Source organism: Pseudomonas phytophila, assembly GCF_025643095.1.
Lineage (GTDB): Bacteria > Pseudomonadota > Gammaproteobacteria > Pseudomonadales > Pseudomonadaceae > Aquipseudomonas > Aquipseudomonas quasicaspiana.
In genome coordinates this window covers 881,377-901,457 of record NZ_CP081201.1, presented here as the reverse complement: position 1 = coordinate 901,457, position 20,081 = coordinate 881,377, and the positions used below count along the sequence as shown (strand labels likewise).

Below are 20,081 nucleotides of genomic sequence, written 5' to 3'. Positions count from 1 at the left end.
CCCCCATCCTTACCAAGGAGTGAATCATGCAAGCCGTACAGCTCCAGATCGCCGAGCAGCTCAAGGTGCAACCGCCTTTCGCCGACGAAAACGCACTTCAAGCCGAAGTCGCCCGGCGTATCGTTTTCATTCAGGACTGCCTGACCAACGCCCGGCTGAAAACGCTGGTGCTGGGCATCAGCGGCGGTGTGGATTCATTGACTGCCGGGCTGCTGGCTCAGCGCGCTGTTGAAGAGCTGCGCACCACTACCGGTGACGACAGCTATCAGTTCATCGCTGTGCGCTTGCCTTACCTTGTCCAGCATGACGAACACGAAGCTCAGGCTTCGGTGGACTTCATCAACCCGGATGTTCGTCACACCGTGAACATCGGCGGTGCGGTCAAGGCCATGGCGAGCGAGATCAAGGCGTTCGAAGGCAAAAATGCCAGCGCTGTGGACTTCGTACTCGGCAACACCAAAGCACGCATGCGCATGGTCGCGCAGTACACCATTGCCGGTGCCCATCAGGGTCTGGTGATCGGGACCGACCATGCAGCGGAAGCTGTGATGGGTTTCTTCACCAAGTTCGGCGACGGCGCGTGCGATCTCGCACCCCTGAGCGGCCTGGTGAAGAATCAGGTTCGCGCGATCGCCCGTCACTTCGGTGCGCCGGAATCGCTGGTCGAGAAAGTCCCGACCGCTGACCTTGAAGACCTGGTGCCCGGCAAACCGGACGAAGCATCACACGGCGTGACTTACGCCGAGATTGACGCCTTCCTTCACGGTGAGCCTGTGCGTGAAGAAGCGTTCAAGATCATTTGTGAGACCTACGCCAAGACCCAGCACAAGCGGGAATTGCCGTACGCGCCTTGATGTAGATTAGGTCCTTGTAGGAGTGAACTTGTTCGCGAAGCGTTTCACCCGACACATCGCCTCGCCAACAAGTTAGCTCTCATCAAACAGCATGCAAACTACTGGATTGAAATGCATTTTCTGTAGGAGCTGCCGAAGGCTGCGAAGCGTTTCTCCTGATACACCGCGATCGCAGCCTTCGGCAGCTCCTACGGATCCTATGTTTGCCGCGAGACAGCGCGGGGCAATGGACACCGGGGTGAGAAGGTAACGCTTACTTCAGCGTTACCGTGCCTTTCATCATGCCGATATGGCCTGGGAACGAGCAGAAAAAGCCGTACTTCTCAGCCGGATCCAGCTTCGACACATCAAAGGTCACCGAATCCTTCTCGCCAGCGCCAATCACTTTGGTGTGCGCGATGATGCGAGCGTCGCCGTCCTTCAAATAATCCTTTTCAATACCTGCACCCAAACCATCAGTCGCAATCGGCTGCATGTCAGCCTCTTTGCTCAACACCCAGTTATGGCCCATGACATTCTTGGGCAGGCTACCGGAGTGGGTCAGATTTACGGTGAACGTCTTGCAGCTTTTATCGATTTCAACGGCCTTGGTGTTGAAGGACATTTGATCAGTGGAATCAACGTCTACACTGCACTCTGCCGCCAGCAAATGGCCGCTGGCCAATGTCAGCAGGGATACAGCAACAAGCTTGCGAATCATGGGGAATCTCCAAGGCTGGGTATTTTGTTTATTCCGGCAAAGACTGCCTGATATGGCGTCAGGTTCCAATGACCTGCGTCAACAAGGCTCAGTGGCAGTTGGCTATCGGGGTCATCGAGACAATCAAAGAGCTGGCGATCAGCGCCGCGTGCAAGATGCCTCATCGCCACTTTCAGGATGACCATCATGCAGCTCAACAGCTTTTTCCGTAGTTTGCTCGCCGCTTACGCATGCGGTGCCACTGGCAGCGGCGCTGAGGAATCAAACCCGTTTTGATGACGAGTTAATAAAGAAAAACGGGCCTCTGGAATTAAGGCTTTGGACCAGAGGACGCACAACGCCGTGTGCCCGACGCCGTTCTCAGGCAGAATGGCCGCATTTCCAGCATGAAACAGAGGATCGCCCATGGCTAAACCTAACTACTCCTTCGCGAAACGTCAGCGAGATCTGGCCAAAGAGCAGAAGAAAGAGGAAAAGCTACAGCGCAAAAACGCTGCCTTGGCCGAAACCAGTGCTGAAGGCGAGACCGAAGCGACTGAAGCGACCGATGAAGCTGCGCCAGTAGAACAGACCAGCACTGACGACAAGCCAGCCAGCTGAAGCAAGATAGCGAGTCCGTCGGTAGTCCGACGGACCGCAGCTCATCCCTGACACACTGCTATTTCATTGTGGGAGCGAATTTATTCGCGAAGGGGATCGACCAGAAACATATCAACGTCTGACACAGCGCTTTCGCGAATAAATTCGCTCCCACAGGTTTTGGAAGCTCTTTCAAACCTCAATCGGCATCACCGTCACCCGTACTTCAGGGTCGTGACTGCCACCCCCCAGAATCACTCCGCGTAACGGCGAAACGTCTGAAAAGTCCCGCCCCCAGGCCAGACTGATGTGCTCAAGCGCAGGCTGCACGTTATTGGTCGGGTCGAAGTCCACCCAACCCAGTACCGGACAAAACACCGACACCCAGGCATGGGACGCATCCGCGCCGATCAGCCGTGGTTGACCCGGTGGTGGCTGGGTCAACAAATAACCACTGATGTATCGAGCCGACAAACCACGTGAGCGCAAGCACGCCAGCATCAGGTGGGCAAAGTCCTGGCAGACGCCACGACGGCGTTCCAGCACCTCGACCAGTGGCGTCGCCACCTGGGTTGCTTCACTGTCAAACGTGAACTCGGTGAAGATCTTCTCCATCAATGCCTGCACGCACCACATCAACGGCTGACTCGGCACAAAGCAATCTGCCGAGAACTCGATGAACGACTGCTTCAAATGCACGTAAGGCGATTCGAAACGATAGCGACAGGCTTCCATGATGTCCGCTGACATCGGCCGGGCGTTGTAGGTCATGATGCTGCGAGTCATTTCCCACGCAGGCGAATGATCGAAGTTAAGCGGCGAACGCTCAAGGACTTCGACCTGCAGGCGCGCATTCACTTCCAGTTCATCATGTGGCCGCTCAAATGCCAGTCGGGTCAGCGGGTTGCCGAACACGTCGAACTCATCCCGGCGAATCGTCGGGATCGGGCTGACCAGTAACTGCTGCTCGGTGCAGCGCTGCCAGGGATTGGGTCGCGGCCACAGGTGCGCCAACTGCTGGGCCAGCGAAACCGGGCTGTCGTATTTGTAATGCGTGTCGTGAAAAATCTGGTAACGGGCGCTCATCAGACAGACACCGTACGTTGGCTGATATCGTCGACGTGGGCGAAGTGACGTAAGGCGAGTCGATCAGAAACCTGTCCGCTGGCATCTCCAATGCTGTGCAACATGTCCGCAAGCCCTTCCAGCACGGCCTTGATACTGCTGTCACCAAACAAGGGATTCTCCAGACAACCCAGATCGAAACTCGACAGGCGTCGAACCAGCGTCCCGAGGCTGGCATCGCGAGGCGCACCGAACTCTTCGTTCAGATGATTCAGGGACTTGGACACCAGCTTGAGCTGGAACAGCACCGCGTGAGGGTTCTGATCGTCCAGCAACAGCAGGTCAAGGACCGGGATCAACTGCGGCACGGCCAGGTATCGCGAGCGATAGGTAATGCTGCTGTTGCCCAGTTCCAGCAGCCACTCCAGACCGGCCTGATCGGTCACGGCCGCGCTGCGCAGAAACGCCGACAGGCTGTTGCTGAGAAACTTCAGCCGCTCGATACGACGACCGATCATCAGGAAGCGCCAGCCTTCGTCACGGGTCATGTCATCCAGGGCAAAACCGGATAACGCTGCCAGCGACATGACCAGCCGGTTGAGGAAGTCCAACAGTTCGCCGAAATCAGGGTCCTTGCTGTCCAGGCTAGTCGCTTCACGCTGCAGTTCGACCAGCGCCTGCCAGTTTTCCCGGGACAACTTGCCACGCACTTGCGAGGCGGCCCACTGCAAACGCTGCAGATTGGCGCGCAGGCTGAACGGCCACTCTTCGCCGAGAAGGGCCGCGAGAAGCCGCTCAGGCAATGTTCCGCCCTCTTCCTCATCGGGCAGTAAGTTCAGACGTTCACCCAGCTCCACGGCCGCCTCGAGCGCTTCAGGATCGTCGCCGTCCACATAACGGGTGAGCATGATGCGCAGCAGGCGCGCACTGTTGTCGCAACGTTCACAATAACGACCGAACCAGAACAGGTTCTCTACCACGCGGGACGGCAAATACGGATCGCGACGAATCAGGTCGTGCACGCCCAACGTGCGCTGGCCTTTCCAGGGCTCGCCGGTTTGCGACAGCTCGCCCAGCACCCAGGTGTCTTTGCTGGCACCGCCGCGCTGCATCGAAACCACATCGGCATCAGCTTCGGCGGCAACGCGAGTCAAACCGCCCGGCAGAACTCGATAACCTTCGGAGCTGGCCACGGCATACACACGCATACCAATGGCACGAGGCTGCAACTGCTGGCCATCGGCCTGCCAGATGGGCGCGTGAGACAGCTGCGCCAGTTCCTGAGCCACGTAGGCGTAGGGTCTGGCCTGCATGCGCTGGGCGAGTGCTTCGCGCTGTGCCTTGTTCAAATCCCGGCCAAACACCGGCGAGAAACTCTGGGAGGGGAACGCCGGTTTGATCAGTAAATCCGGCAGTTTCTCCAGTGCTTGAGCCAGCACGGGCGGCTCGCCGCACCACCAGGTCGCCACGGACGGCAGGATCAGGTCCTCGCCAAACAGGTGCTGACAAATTTTCGGTAAAAAGCCCAGCAGGCCCGGCGACTCCAGCACACCGCTGCCCAACGCGTTGGCAACCAGCACTTTTCCCTGACGCACCGCTTCCAGCAGGCCCGGCACGCCAAGCGCGGAATCGGTGCGCAGCTCCAGCGGGTCGCAGAAGTCATCGTCCAGGCGCCGCATGATCGCGTGCACCCGACGCAGGCCACTGAGGGTTTTCAGATACACCGTCGCGTCCCGCACCGTGAGGTCGCCACCTTCCACCAGTGGATATCCCAACTGGCGCGCCAGATACAGATGCTCGAAATAGCTTTCGTTGAAGCGCCCCGGGGTCAACAGCACGATCAGCGGCGTTTCGTTATTGGCCGGCGCCTGGCGCGCCAGGGTTTCCTGCAATGCACGGAAAAAACCGGACAGGTGCTGAACCCGCAAATCCCGATAGGTTTCCGGGAAAGCACGGGACACGATCTGGCGGTTTTCCAGTGCATAACCAGCGCCTGACGGCGCCTGGGTACGATCAGCCGTTACCCACCAGCGACCATCCGGGGTACGCGCCAAATCCACTGCGTACATATGCAGAAATGCGCCTTCCGGCGGAGTGATGCCCTGGCACGGCCAGAGAAAATTGTTGTGACCAAACACCAGTTCGGCGGGCAGCAGGCCTTGGGCGATCAGGGTTTGCGGACCATACAGGTCAGCCAGTACCGCATTGAGCACTTTGGCCCGTTGCGCAATGCCTGCCGCAACCTGTTGCCATTCTTCGGCAGGAATCAGGTGCGGTAGCAGATCCAGCTCCCACGGACGGTCCGCGCCCTTGGGGTCGGCGTAGACGTTGTAGGTGACGCCATTTTCCTGAATCTGCCGGGCCAATAGGGCCTGCCGTTGAATCAATTGCGCGGGAGTGCTGCGTTGCAGTTGCTCATACATGCGCTGCCAATGAGGGCGAACAGCTCCATCGGCATCAAGCATTTCGTGATAGGTACCCGCAAACACAGGGTAATGGTCAAGCAAGTCGCGCATGGAAGGCTCGGCAGAGACTAAAAATTTCAGAGTAGCGCAGTCGGATGTCAGCTGATGGTCGACTGCGTTTTATGCAAAAAAGGATTCCTTGTAGGAGCTCACCGAGGTTACGAGGCCAGCGATGGCGGCGTATTAGACAAACCGCTATCGCTGGCCTCGTAACCTCGGTGAGCTCCTACAGTCCAATGTTGCCGCGAAACAGCGCGGAGCAATGGATACTGGGGCAGCAGCTCCTACCTGTTTCTTATTTATGCAGACGCATATCGAGCGTCATTGGCAGCTCATCGTTAACGCTCAGCAGTGGCACTTCCAGTTTGCCGGGGGTGTGACCGATCCTGAAGAACCGCGCCAGACGGCGGCTTTCCGCTTCGTTGGCGTTGACTGGCAGGGTTTCGTAATTGCGCCCACCAGGATGCGCGACATGATACTCGCAGCCGCCCAGTGAGCGCTGCATCCATGTATCAACCAGATCGAAGACCAGCGGTGCATGCACCGGAATGGTCGGTTGCAGACAATTGGCAGGTTGCCAGGCCCGATAACGCACACCGGCAACAAATTCGCCAACCCGCCCGGTGGGCTGCAACGGTATCGCAATGCCATTACAGGTCAATACATACCGTTTCGGCGGAAGGCCATTAATCTTGACCTGCAAGCGCTCCAGCGAAGAATCCACGTAACGCACAGCGCCGCCGGCCGAACCCTCCTCGCCCAGCACGTGCCACGGTTCCAGCGCCTGACGCAATTCCAGCTCGATGCCGCTGACTGCATAATCGCCAACCTTGGGGAACCGGAACTCCAGATGCGCCGCAAACCACTCGGCGCGTACCGGATAACCGGCACTGTTCAACTCTTCGATCACGTCCGCAAAGTCTTGCTCGATGAAGTGCGGCAGCATGAACCGGTCATGCAGCTCAGTACCCCATCGGGCCAGCTTGGCCGGTGCATACGGCTCGCGCCAGAACCGCGCGACCAGCGCACGCAGCAACAGTTGCTGAGCCAGGCTCATCCGCGCATGCGGCGGCATTTCGAAGGCACGCAGCTCCAAAAGCCCCAAACGGCCAGTGGCACCGTCCGGGGAATAGAGCTTGTCGATACAGAACTCGGCCCGGTGGGTGTTGCCGGTGACATCAATCAGCAAATTACGCAGCAACCGGTCAACGACCCAGGGCGCTACTTCTTCACCGGGTTTGGGCATCTGCGCGAAGGCAATTTCCAGCTCGTACAGGGAGTCGTTACGCGCCTCATCGACCCGTGGTGCCTGGGAAGTCGGGCCAATGAACAGCCCGGAAAACAGGTACGACAGCGACGGATGGTTGTGCCAGTAGCTGAGCAGGCTGCGCAGTACATCAGGACGGCGCAGGAACGGCGAATCCCCGGGCGTCGCGCCACCCAGTACGAAGTGGTTGCCGCCGCCGGTACCGGTGTGACGGCCGTCGATCATGAATTTTTCGGTGGTCAGTCGCGTCAGACGCGCCTGTTCGTAGAGAAACTCGGTGCGCTCCACCAACTCGTCCCAGGATGCGGACGGCTGCACGTTAACTTCAATGACACCCGGATCAGGCGTGATACGGAAATTCGCCAGACGCGGATCGCTCGGCGGCTCATAGCCTTCAAGCAGAATCGGGCAGTTCAGCTCTTCGGCGCTGGCTTCGATAGCCGACACCAACTCCAGGTAATACTCGAGTTTTTCCAGCGGCGGCATGAATACATACAAACGCCCTTCCCGCGCTTCAGCACACAGCGCCGTGCGAGTCAGCCAGTCGGCCGACTCGTCGATCTTCGGCATACGCTCAGCGTTGGCGTCCAGTTGTTCTGTAAGCCCGGTAAGTTGCGCCTGAACTTGCCCGTCATCGGGCAGCTCGGGGAAGTCCTGATTGAAGTCGGTGGGGTGAATGAACGGATATTCCGCCGCCTTGACCCAGGGTTGCGATGCCAACGGCAAACGATAGCCCAGCGCCGAATCACCCGGCACCAGACGGCAATGGGTATCCCGCAGATACCAGCGACCACTCTGCCAGCGATCACCGTCGACGGAGCGCGCCAAGGGCAGGACCTGACCGATAACCTTGTCCAGCCCTTGAGCAAACACCTTGCGCAGTCGCGCACGCTCGAGTTCGTCACTGAGACGTGAGTCTTCGGGACTGACGTTGGCAGGCAGTGCGCCCTCACGCCACAGGTGATAGAAATTGTCTTCGTAGGCAGGGAACACAAAACGCGTCGGCACTTTCAGCCGCTCAGCGACGCTGGCCAGGAACTTCCCGGCCAGTTCGCCCGTTGCGCCGTAGCTTTCGGTTTCGTCGGCGATCAACGCATTGTTGTGCCACACAGGCTGCCCGTCTTTGCGCCAGAAGCAATTGAGCGACCAGCGCGGCAACTGCTCGCCCGGGTACCACTTGCCCTGACCAAAGTGCACGATACTCAGCGGCGCATAGTGTTTGCGCATGCGCTGGAACAACTCAGCCGACAGGGCGCGCTTTTTCGGCCCCAGCGCAGCGGTGTTCCACTCGGCACCGTCGCGATCATCAATGGAGACAAACGTGGGCTCGCCCCCCATGGTCAGTCGCACATCGTTGTCAGTCAGGTCGCGGTCGATCTGATGGCCCAGCGCTTGAATCTCGGCCCACTGTTCTTCGGTGTAAGGCTTGGTAACACGAGGCGCTTCCCAAATGCGCTCCACCGACATTTCATGACTGAACTCGGTTTCACAGGGCTCAACCAGACCACTGATCGGCGCTGCCGACGAAGGCTCCGGGCTGCACGCCAGAGGAATATGCCCCTCCCCCGCGAACAGGCCGGACGTCGCATCAAGCCCCACCCAGCCTGCGCCCGGCAGATACACCTCACACCAGGCGTGCAGGTCAGTGAAATCGACATCGGTACCGGATGGCCCATCAAGCGCTTCAACGTCAGCCTTGAGCTGAATCAAATAGCCGGACACGAAACGCGCGGCCATGCCCAGATGACGCAGCAGCTGCACGAGCAACCATGCCGAGTCGCGGCAGGAGCCGGAAGCATTTTCCAGCGTGAATTCCGGGGTTTGTACGCCGGGCTCCATACGGATCAGGTAATCGATGTCCTGACTCAGGCGCTGGTTGAGCCCGACCAGGAAGTCGATGGCAGGTAATGGCGTGCGGTCGATGCTGGCCAGATAGTTGGCAAACTTTGGCGTCAGCGGAAGTTTTTCAAGGTACGGCGCCAGTTCGCGCTGCTCTTCGCTGGCATAGAAGAACGGGATCTTCTCGGCATAAGGCTCGAGGAAGAAGTCGAACGGGTTGAAGACCGCCATTTCGGCGACCAGATCGACTTCAACACGCAGCTCGTTGGTCTTTTCCGGAAAGACCAGACGCGCAAGGTAGTTGCCTTGAGGGTCTTGCTGCCAGTTGATGAAGTGATTTTCAGGCAGGACTTTCAGTGAATACGACAAAACCCGGGTGCGGCTGTGGGCCGCAGGACGCAGGCGGACAATCTGCGGACCCAGTTCAACCGCTCGTTCGTAGCGGTAATGCGTGACGTGGTGCAAGGCAATGTGAATCGACACGGCGTGCCTCCTGCGAGCCTGGACGGTAATGGAACCGCGCAAGACTTATGCCATCCGGGCAAATACGGCGGTTCCTCGATGGCGAGGCAGAACCAGGCACTATTAAAGCGCCTACCGTGCCCCGCGGTGCAAGCGTTGCACAGAAATAAGGCACAGGGAGGGAAAATTTGTGAACGAGCTGGCGGACAGTCGAGGGGGCTGAGGCAGATCGTGATCAGCTGTGGCAGCGAATTCATTTACGACAGCGGGACGACCTGAAATCAGTTACGTCTGACGGGGTGCTTTGTGGATGAATTCGCTGCCACTGGGAGCCGGCGGAGAAACAGTGAGGATATTAAACTGTAGCGTGAGTTAGAAATTCGCGTGAGTAGACTCTTAGTAGCTGTAGTGAACAGCTATTGAATCTTCACCAGCGGGAGTTCCCTGGTTTTGTCCGCCACTCACCAAATGCTTAATAGTAATTCTCGCAAATCTGTCAAAACCATGGTGATTAAAAGCCTCAATCGAGCCTGAAGAGTTCTTGGAAATTTCTTCGCACTGGTCGTAACCAGCTCTTCCTGGCCGGGTATAACATATCTGAACGCTCTCACCTGTATTATTCGGATAGTAGGTACTAGTCCAATTTATGCTCTCCAAGCGTTTCGGTAAATAACGTTGACTTCTGGGAAAATCCATAGTCATCATCGTAAACTGGGACAGACCAACGCCAGCTTTGGCGACCACAATCCGGTCAGGCACTTTAGACTTTGTAATGACATCCTCTGCTGCGAACGTATTGGCTGACAAAGTCAAAAGTGTGATTGCTATAATTTTCTTCACGAGTCATTCCTTGAGTGTCGTGCTTAATACCCCAAGCTTACTCAACAGTCCAGGCCGCGCGACATACATATATATTAAATAAAAGACCAATCAGAGGCATCGCTGCGCTCAATACGGCGCGACCAAGTGATTCGCGCCGTTGTAAGCCGAGGATCGGTGCGAGCCCTACATTTCGCCAAGCCGATCCCATAGACTGCCAAGCCAACCCGGCTCTCTTGGGTGAAGATCATTGCCGGGCCATTCGCGTAATATCTCCAGCCCCGCCCTGGTCCTCACAAGCTCCAGATGGGGTCGAACTGTTTTATCGTCCCCCTCCCCCGAATCCCCCCTCAGTGCTCGACCTTTCTCTGTCAGACGCAAAACTCCCCCCTCACTGACGACATATTGAACGAAATTCGCCATCCTGACCGTACTGGAGGTCGTCATTACGTAGTACCCCTCCCCTGACCTGGGCACATAGCTAGAGAACGTGCTCTCCACAGGAGCTGCTGTATTAGATTCATCAGAGAACTTCGTCACGACATGTTCCATGAATTCAAAATAACCCAAGTTCACCAACGCGCCAGAGGCTGGAGTCAGCGCATATCGTAAAAAATCCGGATCGAGCCGTGTGCTATTTATAGCGGCGCCATTCAATATACGCGACGCGACAACTGCATCTTCTTCTGGAAAAGCAACCGTCAACTTCCAACCCTGGAGATCGTAATTGCACTTGTTAAAATCCGACTTGAAATGCCCATACATCCGATAATGCCCAAGAGAACGAGCGACCCCATCAACATATTCCATATCAACATCTTCACCTTGAGCATAAGCATAGATATCAGAAAGCAGCCCGCGATCTTCTTTCGTGAGGTACTCACATTCGTTACGGGCGAGGTCCCCAAATTTTAAACCTTTGGACGCATCCGCGATGGCGGGCTCGCGCACTCCGAACAAGCGCTCCACCATTAACTGGCGGCCCACCTTATTTGCTTGAGTAGCAGCTACATCAACTTGAGACGGGGGAACAACTTTCGGCTGCTCGCTCAACCTCAATGCTTGAGTAAAGGCCAGCTCGGGAAGTGATTGTTGAATCACCTCCAGAGGGTTCGCTGCGTCCATTACGCTTAGCGACATCTTGCTGCCCGAATAGAGCTCAATCTTCTGCTGCAAATCGACGGCATAACCAACCGGATACTGGCTTTGCTCAATGGGTGCCAGTGACTTGAAATGAGAGAGCGCTTCATTAAAAAAGCCGGTCATTTTCCCGGTGGTGTCGTACTCAAGCAGCGCGTGCTGGGTCGCATTCTGCCGCCAGCGCTGTTCCAGACTGGAGGACTCTTGCAGGGCCGCCGCACGCTCTGCGAAGGGAAAATCACCACCTTCGTCATACGCAATCAAAGCCAACTGATCTCGGGGCATACCTTGAAAAGGGTTGGCAAACGTATTGGCTTGCTTAACTTGATGAGTACCGCCCAATAGCTCGTCGAGCAATTGCGACGCCTTTTGCCCAAGTGCCTGCGGGTCGAGCGAGGCATCCCTGGCCTGGGCACGCGAAGCAGCCGCGCTAATCTGACGAGCGAGGACTGAAACCGAGCTACCGGTGCTAGCCTGATCGGTCACCTCGTCAGCAACTATGTTTGCTGTGGCTGAGGGCCTGCTGTCCAGAGTTGAGATGAAACCCTGAGCTCTCACTGAATTGTTATTGATAATGAGCACCGCGATCTCCCTGACTTAGGCGGCTAGCAACGCTAGCGCTTCTGTTGAAGAAACCGAGGATAGGCTCAGGCCGCCCTACTGGATGTAGGACCAACTGCGTCGTCGCGTGGGAATAGTCTTGATTTGATTTCAGTGCGCGGCAGACGGGTTGTTATTTGGAGGAAAACCAGCGCGACAGTCAGTCTCCAGCACGAGTCGGCGCCCTTTATCCGCGTTAGAAACAAGCTCATACCGCAAAAAACAGACAGATTGCGCCTTATCAGACCATTCCCTTCAGTACAGGAAATGCTTGCACGGGCGCTCACGGAGACTAGCGGGCTGATTAAGCGGACTCACGAATGGCCCGAATTTCCACGAGCTTTGTACGCATCTCTCGCTGAGCCCGACTATTGATTATAAGCAGGCCAAGCATGGGGGATATCAGCGCCAGCGCATAAATGACTTTGTGAGGACTGTATTGAATCATCGGGAGCACAAACAGTACGCACATAACGTGGATGCCTATCATCACCCGTACCCAGGACGGCCGCCCCCGCAGAATCATGAAGTTACTGTGGACGGTCACTAGCGTTAGCGCAGCCCCAGTGAACATGATCCCCTTGCCAGAGCCATCTGCAATGGGCTTGTCGGAAAAGTAAGTTACGAAGGCAAGCGCAGTGGCGAAAGCCAACGAAAAGTAAGCGGCGAAGATCCCGGCGATGAACGTCAAAAAGTAATGCCTGAAAAAATCGCGCAGCGTCATTAACTGACTCATTCGGCCATTTCCTCGTACAGCCCCACCGCGATGGTTTTGACATTCCCTGAATATGCGCTTCCTGTGAATCCTACCGCGGCTCCCAAGACGTCTTTAATCTGGGTGATTGTGCTGTGCTTGAGCTGAGTAGGGGTAAAGCGTTTGGCCAGCTCCCCGGACATCTGCTTGAGCGCGAGCATCTTGGCAGTTAATCGAGGATCATTAATGCTCAGCAGTTCTTTGGTGAGCCTTGCCCGTTCCTGGCGGTTCAACCCGCGAAGGATCTCACGCAGACTCTTGCCGGTAGATGCTTTGGCAGCGGTGATGAGCCTTACCGTCGTAAGAGCCGAAGTACCCACACCAACCAGCGATGTGGCGTCGAGAAGTATTGATGCGTTCTGATACCACGCCTCACTGTTGAGCCAATCATTTACCTCCGGCTTGGCGATTTCGAGCGCTGTTCGGGTAATTCCATTGACACACTGGAGCCCACTTGCGCCCGCCGCCGCGTATCCAATCACAACGACGGCGGAGCTAGCGCCAGCACTGAAGGGCACCAGAATTGTTCCACTGGCAATGGCCGCCCAACTGAGGATCGCACCCAAGCACGAGAGACCGGTGTTTACCGCCTCGCCAATCAGCCTGGACTCCCGGGGATTACTGACCACTTGCTCGGCGAATTGAGATGGCGCTATGTACTTCTGAGCCTCGCGCAAAATGATGCGCTTGGGCTTGATACTGCAGATGGGTTTGAACTCACGCAATGTCAGGATATTGAAGTCGGCATCGATGTACACCACACCAGCACCAACAACACCGGGGTCGGCATCGATGGCGGCAAACAGCCGCGGCAGGTTTATCTGGCTTTCGACACGCTGGCGCGCCATGAACTGAGCACGATTGGAGTCCATGCCGAAGCCCAGAGGGAGGCTACTCATACTTACTCTTCCTTGAAGTGAAACCTTTGATACGTACACGATCAGTTCGCAAAATCGTGAACAACTATGCGGGCACTCTTCAGACTGTATCGCTCCAGCTTTTAGCGGGCCAGATGGATATCTTTCTGCAACTGCTGATAGGTAACACCTTGAACGCAGGCTACACAACCGCCAGACAGCCAAACGCCAGCACGAAGCTGGCGTTTGGCAAGTTCAACTGAAGATCAGCGCGGAACAACCGGCTTACGCTTGGGCGGCTTGGGGCCTTTGCCTTTCGCAGCATCCATACGCTCTTTAGCGGCCTGCCTGTTACGCGCCTCGGCGGCGGCCTTGGCTTGCTCGCGTTTGTCCCAAGGTTTGCTGCCATCGCTGCCCCGAGGTGGCAAGCCGGTGTGCTGGGTGAGGATCCGCGTGGTTTCCTTGGCGACCTTGTGGCTGCCAGCGGGTGTCGAGTTCTTACGTCGGGCGCTCTGGTAGCTGTCGGTGGTGGGCTGGTGCAGCGGGATCAGTTGATCCTTGCCCGAACCAATAAGGTCGGAGCGGCCCATACGGGTCAGTGCCTCACGCAGCATTGGCCAGCCTTTCGGGTCGTGATAGCGCAGGAACGCCTTGTGCAGACGGCGTTGCTCTTCGCTTTTCACGATGGTCACTGCATCGCTCTTGTAGGTGACCTTGCGCAGCGGGTTTTTGCCCGAGTGGTACATGGCCGTCGCAGTAGCCATCGGCGAGGGATAGAACGCCTGCACCTGATCGGCGCGGAAACCGTTGCCCTTGAGCCACAACGCCAGGTTCATCATGTCTTCATCGGTAGTGCCTGGGTGGGCCGCGATGAAGTACGGAATCAGGTACTGCTCTTTGCCCGCTTCCTTGGAATACTTCTCGAACATGCGCTTGAACTTGTCATAGCTGCCAATGCCCGGTTTCATCATCTGGTTGAGCGGACCTTCCTCGGTGTGTTCCGGGGCGATCTTCAGGTAACCACCCACATGGTGCGTCACCAGCTCTTTAACGTATTCCGGTGACTCGACCGCGAGGTCATAGCGCAAGCCGGAAGCAATCAGAATTTTCTTCACGCCCGGCAACGCACGAGCACTGCGATACAGCTGAATCAACGAAGAGTGATCGGTGTTCAGGTTCGGGCAGATGCCTGGGAACACACAGGACGGCTTGCGGCACGCGGATTCGATTTCCGGGCTCTTGCAGGCAATGCGGTACATGTTCGCGGTCGGGCCGCCGAGGTCCGAAATCACCCCGGTGAAACCTGGCACCTTGTCACGAATCTCTTCGATCTCGCGAATGATCGACTCTTCAGAACGGTTCTGAATGATCCGGCCCTCGTGCTCGGTGATCGAGCAGAAAGTACAGCCACCGAAACAGCCACGCATGATGTTTACGGAGAAACGGATCATGTCGTAGGCCGGAATCTTTTCCTTGCCGTACGCAGGATGCGGAATACGTGCGTAGGGCATGCCGAACACGTAGTCCATCTCTTCAGTGGTCATGGGAATCGGTGGCGGATTAAACCAGACGTCAACTTCACCATGCTTTTGCACCAAAGCACGAGCATTACCCGGGTTTGTTTCAAGGTGCAGTACGCGGTTGGCGTGGGCGTAGAGAACTGCATCGCCACGCACTTTTTCCACAGACGGCAAACGGATAACCGTTTTGTCACGGGTCATGCGCGGGCTGGCCAATATCTGCACGACCTTGGCTTCGTTCGGGTCTTCAACCGGACCTTTTTCCTGCTCGATGGCGCAGGCTTGAGTGTCCTGGGTATTCACATACGGGTTGATGATCTTGTCGATCTTGCCTGGACGGTCGATGCGGGTGGAGTCGACTTCGTACCAGTCTTTAGGCGTGTCACGGCGGATGAACGCCGTGCCGCGCACATCGGTAATGTCTTCGATCTTGTGGCCGTAGGACAGACGCTGCGCCACTTCGACAATGGCGCGCTCGGCGTTGCCGTACAGGAGAATGTCGGCGGCGGCGTCGATGAGGATCGAGTTGCGGACCTTGTCCTGCCAGTAATCGTAATGGGCGATGCGGCGCAGCGAGGCTTCGATGCCACCCAGCACGATAGGCACGTGCTTGTAGGCTTCCTTGCAACGCTGGCTATAAACCAGGCTGGCGCGGTCCGGACGCTTGCCCGCCATGCCACCTGGTGTGTAGGCATCGTCGGAACGGATTTTCTTGTCCGCGGTGTAGCGGTTGATCATCGAGTCCATGTTGCCTGCAGCGACACCGAAGAACAGGTTCGGCTCGCCGAGCTTCATGAAATCGTCTTTGGACTGCCAGTTCGGCTGGGCAATAATCCCGACGCGGAAGCCCTGAGACTCCAGCAGCCGGCCGATGATTGCCATGCCAAACGACGGGTGATCGACGTACGCATCACCGGTCACGATGATGATGTCGCAGGAATCCCAGCCAAGCTGATCCATTTCTTCCCGGCTCATGGGCAGGAAAGGCGCAGGCCCGAAACATTCGGCCCAGTACTTCGGATAGTCAAATAACGGCTTGGCTGCTTGCATGTTGGAACCTACGTTTGCACGTTGGAAAAATCGCGGGCGCGGAATATAGCACAAATTTTGATCAAGTCCGACGGCAATGGTCGGAATTGAGTTACTGATGGCGGTACTGCCCAGTACCTGTGGGAGCTGAGCTTGCTCGCGATGAACGATGACGCGGTATGGCCATGAAACCGAGTCGCCAGTATCGCGGGCAAGCCCGGCTCCCACAGGGATTTGCGACCCGCCTGAGACGCTTATCTGTGGGAGATTCTATGTTGGCCTGCAAAGGTGATCCCGATGGGAGCGAATTCATTCGCGAATGCGTCTTGTCAGGCGACAGAAGTATTGAATACTGCCGGCCCTTTCCCGAATAAATTCGGTCCCACAGGTTTTGCATAAGCTTGAGATGCACCGCTACCACGTAAAACAGTCACCGCATGTTATTCGTCGTCGAAGTTATAACTGCCCGGTGCGAGGTTTTCAAAGCGGGTGTACTTGCCGATGAACGCAAGCCGGGTGGTACCAATAGGCCCGTTACGCTGCTTGCCGATGATGATTTCAGCGATGCCCTTGTGCTCGGTTTCCGGGTGATACACCTCGTCCCGGTAAACAAACATGATCACGTCAGCATCCTGCTCGATCGCTCCGGATTCCCGCAAGTCGGAGTTGATCGGGCGCTTGTTCGGACGTTGCTCCAAAGATCGGTTGAGCTGCGAAAGGGCAACCACCGGGCAGTTGAATTCCTTGGCGAGGGCTTTCAACGAGCGGGAAATCTCGGAAATCTCGTTGGTCCGGTTATCACCACCTGAACCGGGGATCTGCATCAACTGCAGGTAGTCGATCATGATCAGGGCAATGTCGCCGTGTTCACGCACCAGACGCCGTGTCCGGGCGCGCATTTCCGACGGACTGATACCGGCCGTATCGTCGATGAACAGCTTGCGCTCGTTGAGCAGATTGACCGCCGACGTCAGGCGTGGCCAATCGTCGTCTTCCAGGCGACCGGCACGGACCTTGGTCTGGTCGATGCGACCCAGCGAAGACAGCATACGCATGATCAGCGATTCACCTGGCATCTCAAGCGAGTAAACCAGCACCGCTTTGTCGCTGCGTAAAACGGCGTTTTCCACTAGGTTCATGGCGAAAGTGGTTTTACCCATGGACGGACGACCGGCGACGATGATCAAGTCGGACGGTTGCAGGCCGCTGGTCTTCTCATCCAGGTCGGTATAACCGGTAGACAGGCCGGTAATCGCGTTGTCAGTGTTGAACAGGGTATCGATACGGTCGATGGCCTTGGTCAACAGGTCGGTCACGCTAACCGGGCCACCGGTCTTCGGACGCGCTTCGGCAATCTGGAAAATCTGCCGCTCGGCTTCGTCGAGGATCTCAGCAGCGTTGCGCCCTTCCGGATTGAACGCGCTGTCGGCGATTTCCGTGCTGATGCCGATCAGTTGACGCAGCGTCGCCCGTTCACGGACGATTTGCGCATAGGCCTTGATGTTGGCAACCGACGGAATGTTTTTCGCCAGTTCGCTGAGGTAACCCAGCCCGCCAACCTGCGAGGTCTGGCCTTCTTTTTCCAGCTGCTCGGCCAGCGTGACCACGTCGATGGGCTGGTTCTGGTCAGCCAGACGGGCGATGGCGCGAAAAATCAAACGGTGGTCATGTCGATAGAAATCGCCATCCGACACCTGATCGAGCACGCGCTCCCAGGCGTTGTTGTCCAGCATCAGACCACCGAGTACGGCCTGTTCGGCCTCGATGGAATGCGGCGGCACCTTCAGCGCGGCGGTTTGCAGATCATATTGCTCAGGGGCGGAGATATCGTTCATGACCACTCAGAATCAGGGGTTGTGAAAAATCAGGTTTTGTAAAAACCAAGGGTACAGAAAGACAAAGGGCACGACCTGTAAACAGGATCGTGCCCGATGTTAATCCTCTAGCGAGCAAGTCGCCAGACGATTACGTACTGCTTAAGCAGCCACCACAACAACGCGAACGGTTGCTTCTACGTCGCTGTGCAGGTGCACGGCTACGTCGAATTCGCCAACGTTACGGATGGTGCCGTTCGGCAGACGAACTTCGCTTTTTGCAACTTCAACGCCAGAGGCGGTCAGTGCATCAGCGATGTCGTGGGTGCCGATCGAACCGAACAGCTTGCCTTCGTCACCAGCAGTGGCAGTGATAGTCACTTCCAGCTCAGCCAGTTGGGCAGCGCGAGTTTCGGCAGAAGCTTTTTTGTCTGCAGCCAGTTTTTCCAGCTCGGCACGACGCTCTTCGAACGCAGCAATGTTAGCAGCGGTCGCAGCGGTAGCTTTGCCGTAAGGCAGCAGGTAGTTACGACCGTAACCGGCCTTAACATTTACTTTGTCGCCCAGGTTGCCCAGGTTCGCGACTTTTTCCAGAAGGATCAGTTGCATGTGAAAATCCTCTTAACTTTTAACCTTCACCGTTCGCGCTATCGGAGTCTTTCGATCCCAGACGACCGCGAAAATCAATCAGGCTGTCGACAATGGCAATAACCACGAGCAACGGACCTATCAGGTGCATGAATGGCACCAGCGTGACGTACATCCCCACCAGCCAGAAACTGGCCAGTTTTTTCTGCGCCACCAGCCCGTGAATCAGGGCTAGCCCGGCGAAGGCCAACGGTATGCTCAACAACGGCAACAAAATCAACATCTGTACGCCAAGCATCGGCCCTACAAACATCGCTGCCAGCAACGATAACGCCAGTCCTTTCGGGATTCTGATCTGACGAAACTCGCGACCAAAACCACCGGGGTTGTACAACAACGCCTGCCAATAGCGCCCAAGAATCAGGCACAACACACTGAAAACCTGAAGCGTAACCGCCATCGAACCGATGATCAGGGGTGGAATCAGTGAAGCGAAGGTAACTCGCTGGTCGGCCGAGAGTTTCTCGTAGACCTCACCGAAAGCCTGAGGCATGAGTTTCTCGAACTCCTGACTCAAACTGTCAACCATGGGACTGAAAACCGTTCCAAAGCTCACTGCACACAACAACCCGACTACCACGCTGACCAGCAGCGCGCGATTCCAGGTGTGGCCTGCGCGTAAAACCAGCGACAGACCACAAGCCCCAAGCAACACTAAAAGTGCACCGGGATCTTTCTGGAAGTACCAGCAAACCAACGCTGAAAGCACTCCCACACCAATGACGCCAATGGCGTCCGAACCGCGCCGCAGTAGCACAAGGCTAGCTGCAGCGGCACCCACACAGTACAACAACGGCAATGCCGCAAATCCGGCCACAACCAGCATGGCCTGCAAGCGTCCCCGCATGATGAATTCAGCCAAGGCGCGCATGCATTAGATCCTTACTACTTTGTCGACTGCCCGGTCTCAGCGGCCGTGGCTGTCGGTGTAGGCCAGCAGGGCCAGGAAGCGGGCACGCTTGATAGCGGTGGCCAGCTGACGCTGATAACGTGCTTTGGTACCAGTGATACGGCTTGGAACGATTTTGCCGGTCTCGGATACGTATGCTTTCAGAGTGTTGAGATCTTTGTAATCGATCTCTTTCACGTCTTCAGCGGTGAAGCGGCAGAATTTACGACGACGGAAGAAACGTGCCATGTGATTGGCTCCTTAAAAGGTCCGTGGATTACTCGTCAGCGTTATCGCTGTTGTCGCTGTCATCACCATCAACGCCATCGGCGCTGTCGGAGTGCTCAGGACGGTCGCGACGCTCACGGCGCTCACTGCGGTTTTCTTCAGCCTTGAGCATCTCGGACTGGCCAGTTACGGCTTCGTCACGACGGATGACCAGGTTACGGATCACTGCATCGTTGTAGCGGAAGTTGTCTTCCAGCTCGGCCAGAGCCTTGCCAGTGCACTCAACGTTCAGCATCACGTAGTGAGCCTTGTGAACATTGTTGATTGCGTAAGCCAGTTGACGACGGCCCCAATCTTCCAGACGGTGGATTTTGCCGCCGTCTTCTTCGATCAGCTTGGTGTAACGCTCTACCATGCCGCCGACTTGCTCGCTTTGATCCGGGTGGACCAAAAAGATGATTTCGTAATGACGCATGAATGCTCCTTACGGGTTGTAGCCTGCCGCCAATAAGCGGTCAGACAAGGAGTGAATGACACTGTTAGTCTTGCTCA

At 56.7% G+C, this 20,081-nt stretch carries 17 protein-coding genes; 2 read left to right on the top strand and 15 right to left on the bottom strand.

The window, feature by feature from the left end:
- Window positions 1-26 precede the first annotated feature (26 nt).
- Window positions 27-854 (top strand): ammonia-dependent NAD(+) synthetase, encoded by an 828-nt coding sequence (nadE, locus tag K3169_RS03820; RefSeq protein ID WP_027902389.1) that lies wholly within the window; start codon window positions 27-29, stop codon window positions 852-854.
- Between the two features lie 253 nt (window positions 855-1,107).
- Here nadE and azu read toward each other — a convergent pair whose 3' ends face one another.
- Window positions 1,108-1,554 (bottom strand): azurin, encoded by a 447-nt coding sequence (azu, locus tag K3169_RS03815; RefSeq protein WP_231677817.1) that lies wholly within the window; start codon window positions 1,552-1,554, stop codon window positions 1,108-1,110.
- A gap of 224 nt (window positions 1,555-1,778) precedes the next feature.
- On the bottom strand, window positions 1,779-1,961 hold the full coding sequence (locus K3169_RS03810) for a hypothetical protein (RefSeq protein ID WP_164706275.1): 183 nt from the start codon (window positions 1,959-1,961) through the stop codon (window positions 1,779-1,781).
- Here K3169_RS03810 and K3169_RS03805 point away from each other — a divergent pair.
- On the top strand, window positions 1,960-2,154 hold the full coding sequence (locus K3169_RS03805) for a hypothetical protein (RefSeq protein ID WP_027902387.1): 195 nt from the start codon (window positions 1,960-1,962) through the stop codon (window positions 2,152-2,154). The genes K3169_RS03810 and K3169_RS03805 overlap by 2 nt on opposite strands.
- 171 nt (window positions 2,155-2,325) lie before the next feature.
- Here K3169_RS03805 and K3169_RS03800 read toward each other — a convergent pair whose 3' ends face one another.
- From K3169_RS03800 to rpsF, 13 genes are all read right to left on the bottom strand, one after another.
- On the bottom strand, window positions 2,326-3,219 hold the full coding sequence (locus K3169_RS03800) for a transglutaminase family protein (RefSeq protein ID WP_231671072.1): 894 nt from the start codon (window positions 3,217-3,219) through the stop codon (window positions 2,326-2,328).
- Entirely contained in the window at window positions 3,219-5,714 is a 2,496-nt protein-coding gene (locus K3169_RS03795) for a circularly permuted type 2 ATP-grasp protein (RefSeq protein ID WP_231677818.1), read from the bottom strand. Before K3169_RS03795 ends, K3169_RS03800 begins: the two co-directional genes overlap by 1 nt.
- A gap of 244 nt (window positions 5,715-5,958) precedes the next feature.
- Window positions 5,959-9,252 carry a DUF2126 domain-containing protein gene (locus K3169_RS03790; protein ID WP_263270033.1) on the bottom strand — a complete coding sequence of 1,098 codons (3,294 nt, stop codon included), beginning with the start codon at window positions 9,250-9,252 and terminating at the stop codon, window positions 5,959-5,961.
- A 375-nt stretch (window positions 9,253-9,627) separates the two neighbouring features.
- Window positions 9,628-10,071 (bottom strand): hypothetical protein, encoded by a 444-nt coding sequence (locus K3169_RS03785; protein WP_263270031.1) that lies wholly within the window; start codon window positions 10,069-10,071, stop codon window positions 9,628-9,630.
- Between the two features lie 165 nt (window positions 10,072-10,236).
- Complete coding sequence (locus K3169_RS03780) at window positions 10,237-11,772, bottom strand: hypothetical protein (protein ID WP_263270029.1); 1,536 nt, start codon at window positions 11,770-11,772, stop codon at window positions 10,237-10,239.
- 322 nt (window positions 11,773-12,094) lie between these two features.
- Window positions 12,095-12,526 carry a hypothetical protein gene (locus K3169_RS03775; RefSeq protein WP_255878039.1) on the bottom strand — a complete coding sequence of 144 codons (432 nt, stop codon included), beginning with the start codon at window positions 12,524-12,526 and terminating at the stop codon, window positions 12,095-12,097.
- Window positions 12,523-13,443 (bottom strand): NAD synthetase, encoded by a 921-nt coding sequence (locus tag K3169_RS03770; RefSeq protein ID WP_263270027.1) that lies wholly within the window; start codon window positions 13,441-13,443, stop codon window positions 12,523-12,525. The genes K3169_RS03775 and K3169_RS03770 overlap by 4 nt, the downstream gene beginning before the upstream one ends.
- 224 nt (window positions 13,444-13,667) lie before the next feature.
- Window positions 13,668-15,971 (bottom strand): YgiQ family radical SAM protein, encoded by a 2,304-nt coding sequence (locus K3169_RS03765; RefSeq protein ID WP_263270025.1) that lies wholly within the window; start codon window positions 15,969-15,971, stop codon window positions 13,668-13,670.
- 419 nt (window positions 15,972-16,390) lie between these two features.
- The gene (dnaB, locus tag K3169_RS03760; RefSeq protein ID WP_027900433.1) at window positions 16,391-17,785 is read right to left on the bottom strand and encodes a replicative DNA helicase; all 1,395 of its coding nucleotides are present in this window, start codon (window positions 17,783-17,785) and stop codon (window positions 16,391-16,393) included.
- 141 nt (window positions 17,786-17,926) lie between these two features.
- Window positions 17,927-18,373: a 50S ribosomal protein L9 gene (rplI, locus tag K3169_RS03755; protein WP_020293665.1), complete on the bottom strand. Its 447-nt coding sequence runs from the start codon at window positions 18,371-18,373 to the stop codon at window positions 17,927-17,929.
- A gap of 19 nt (window positions 18,374-18,392) precedes the next feature.
- Complete coding sequence (locus tag K3169_RS03750) at window positions 18,393-19,283, bottom strand: hypothetical protein (protein WP_027900434.1); 891 nt, start codon at window positions 19,281-19,283, stop codon at window positions 18,393-18,395.
- Window positions 19,284-19,319: 36 nt separating this feature from the next.
- Complete coding sequence (gene rpsR / locus K3169_RS03745; RefSeq protein WP_002551829.1) at window positions 19,320-19,550, bottom strand: 30S ribosomal protein S18; 231 nt, start codon at window positions 19,548-19,550, stop codon at window positions 19,320-19,322.
- 28 nt (window positions 19,551-19,578) lie between these two features.
- Window positions 19,579-20,004: a 30S ribosomal protein S6 gene (gene rpsF, locus K3169_RS03740; RefSeq protein WP_027900435.1), complete on the bottom strand. Its 426-nt coding sequence runs from the start codon at window positions 20,002-20,004 to the stop codon at window positions 19,579-19,581.
- Window positions 20,005-20,081 lie beyond the last annotated feature (77 nt).

What these genes read in the sequence shown, in the direction of transcription:
- nadE (WP_027902389.1), top strand. Translation starts at nt 27, where the DNA reads ATGCAAGCCGTACAGCTCCAGATCGCCGAGCAGCTCAAGGTGCAACCG.
- azu (WP_231677817.1), bottom strand. Translation starts at nt 1,554, where the DNA reads ATGATTCGCAAGCTTGTTGCTGTATCCCTGCTGACATTGGCCAGCGGC.
- K3169_RS03805 (WP_027902387.1), top strand. Translation starts at nt 1,960, where the DNA reads ATGGCTAAACCTAACTACTCCTTCGCGAAACGTCAGCGAGATCTGGCC.
- K3169_RS03810 (WP_164706275.1), bottom strand. Translation starts at nt 1,961, where the DNA reads ATGGGCGATCCTCTGTTTCATGCTGGAAATGCGGCCATTCTGCCTGAG.
- K3169_RS03800 (WP_231671072.1), bottom strand. Translation starts at nt 3,219, where the DNA reads ATGAGCGCCCGTTACCAGATTTTTCACGACACGCATTACAAATACGAC.
- K3169_RS03795 (WP_231677818.1), bottom strand. Translation starts at nt 5,714, where the DNA reads ATGCGCGACTTGCTTGACCATTACCCTGTGTTTGCGGGTACCTATCAC.
- K3169_RS03775 (WP_255878039.1), bottom strand. Translation starts at nt 12,526, where the DNA reads ATGAGTCAGTTAATGACGCTGCGCGATTTTTTCAGGCATTACTTTTTG.
- K3169_RS03770 (WP_263270027.1), bottom strand. Translation starts at nt 13,443, where the DNA reads ATGAGTAGCCTCCCTCTGGGCTTCGGCATGGACTCCAATCGTGCTCAG.
- K3169_RS03765 (WP_263270025.1), bottom strand. Translation starts at nt 15,971, where the DNA reads ATGCAAGCAGCCAAGCCGTTATTTGACTATCCGAAGTACTGGGCCGAA.
- dnaB (WP_027900433.1), bottom strand. Translation starts at nt 17,785, where the DNA reads ATGAACGATATCTCCGCCCCTGAGCAATATGATCTGCAAACCGCCGCG.
- rplI (WP_020293665.1), bottom strand. Translation starts at nt 18,373, where the DNA reads ATGCAACTGATCCTTCTGGAAAAAGTCGCGAACCTGGGCAACCTGGGC.
- K3169_RS03750 (WP_027900434.1), bottom strand. Translation starts at nt 19,283, where the DNA reads ATGCGCGCCTTGGCTGAATTCATCATGCGGGGACGCTTGCAGGCCATG.
- rpsR (WP_002551829.1), bottom strand. Translation starts at nt 19,550, where the DNA reads ATGGCACGTTTCTTCCGTCGTCGTAAATTCTGCCGCTTCACCGCTGAA.
- rpsF (WP_027900435.1), bottom strand. Translation starts at nt 20,004, where the DNA reads ATGCGTCATTACGAAATCATCTTTTTGGTCCACCCGGATCAAAGCGAG.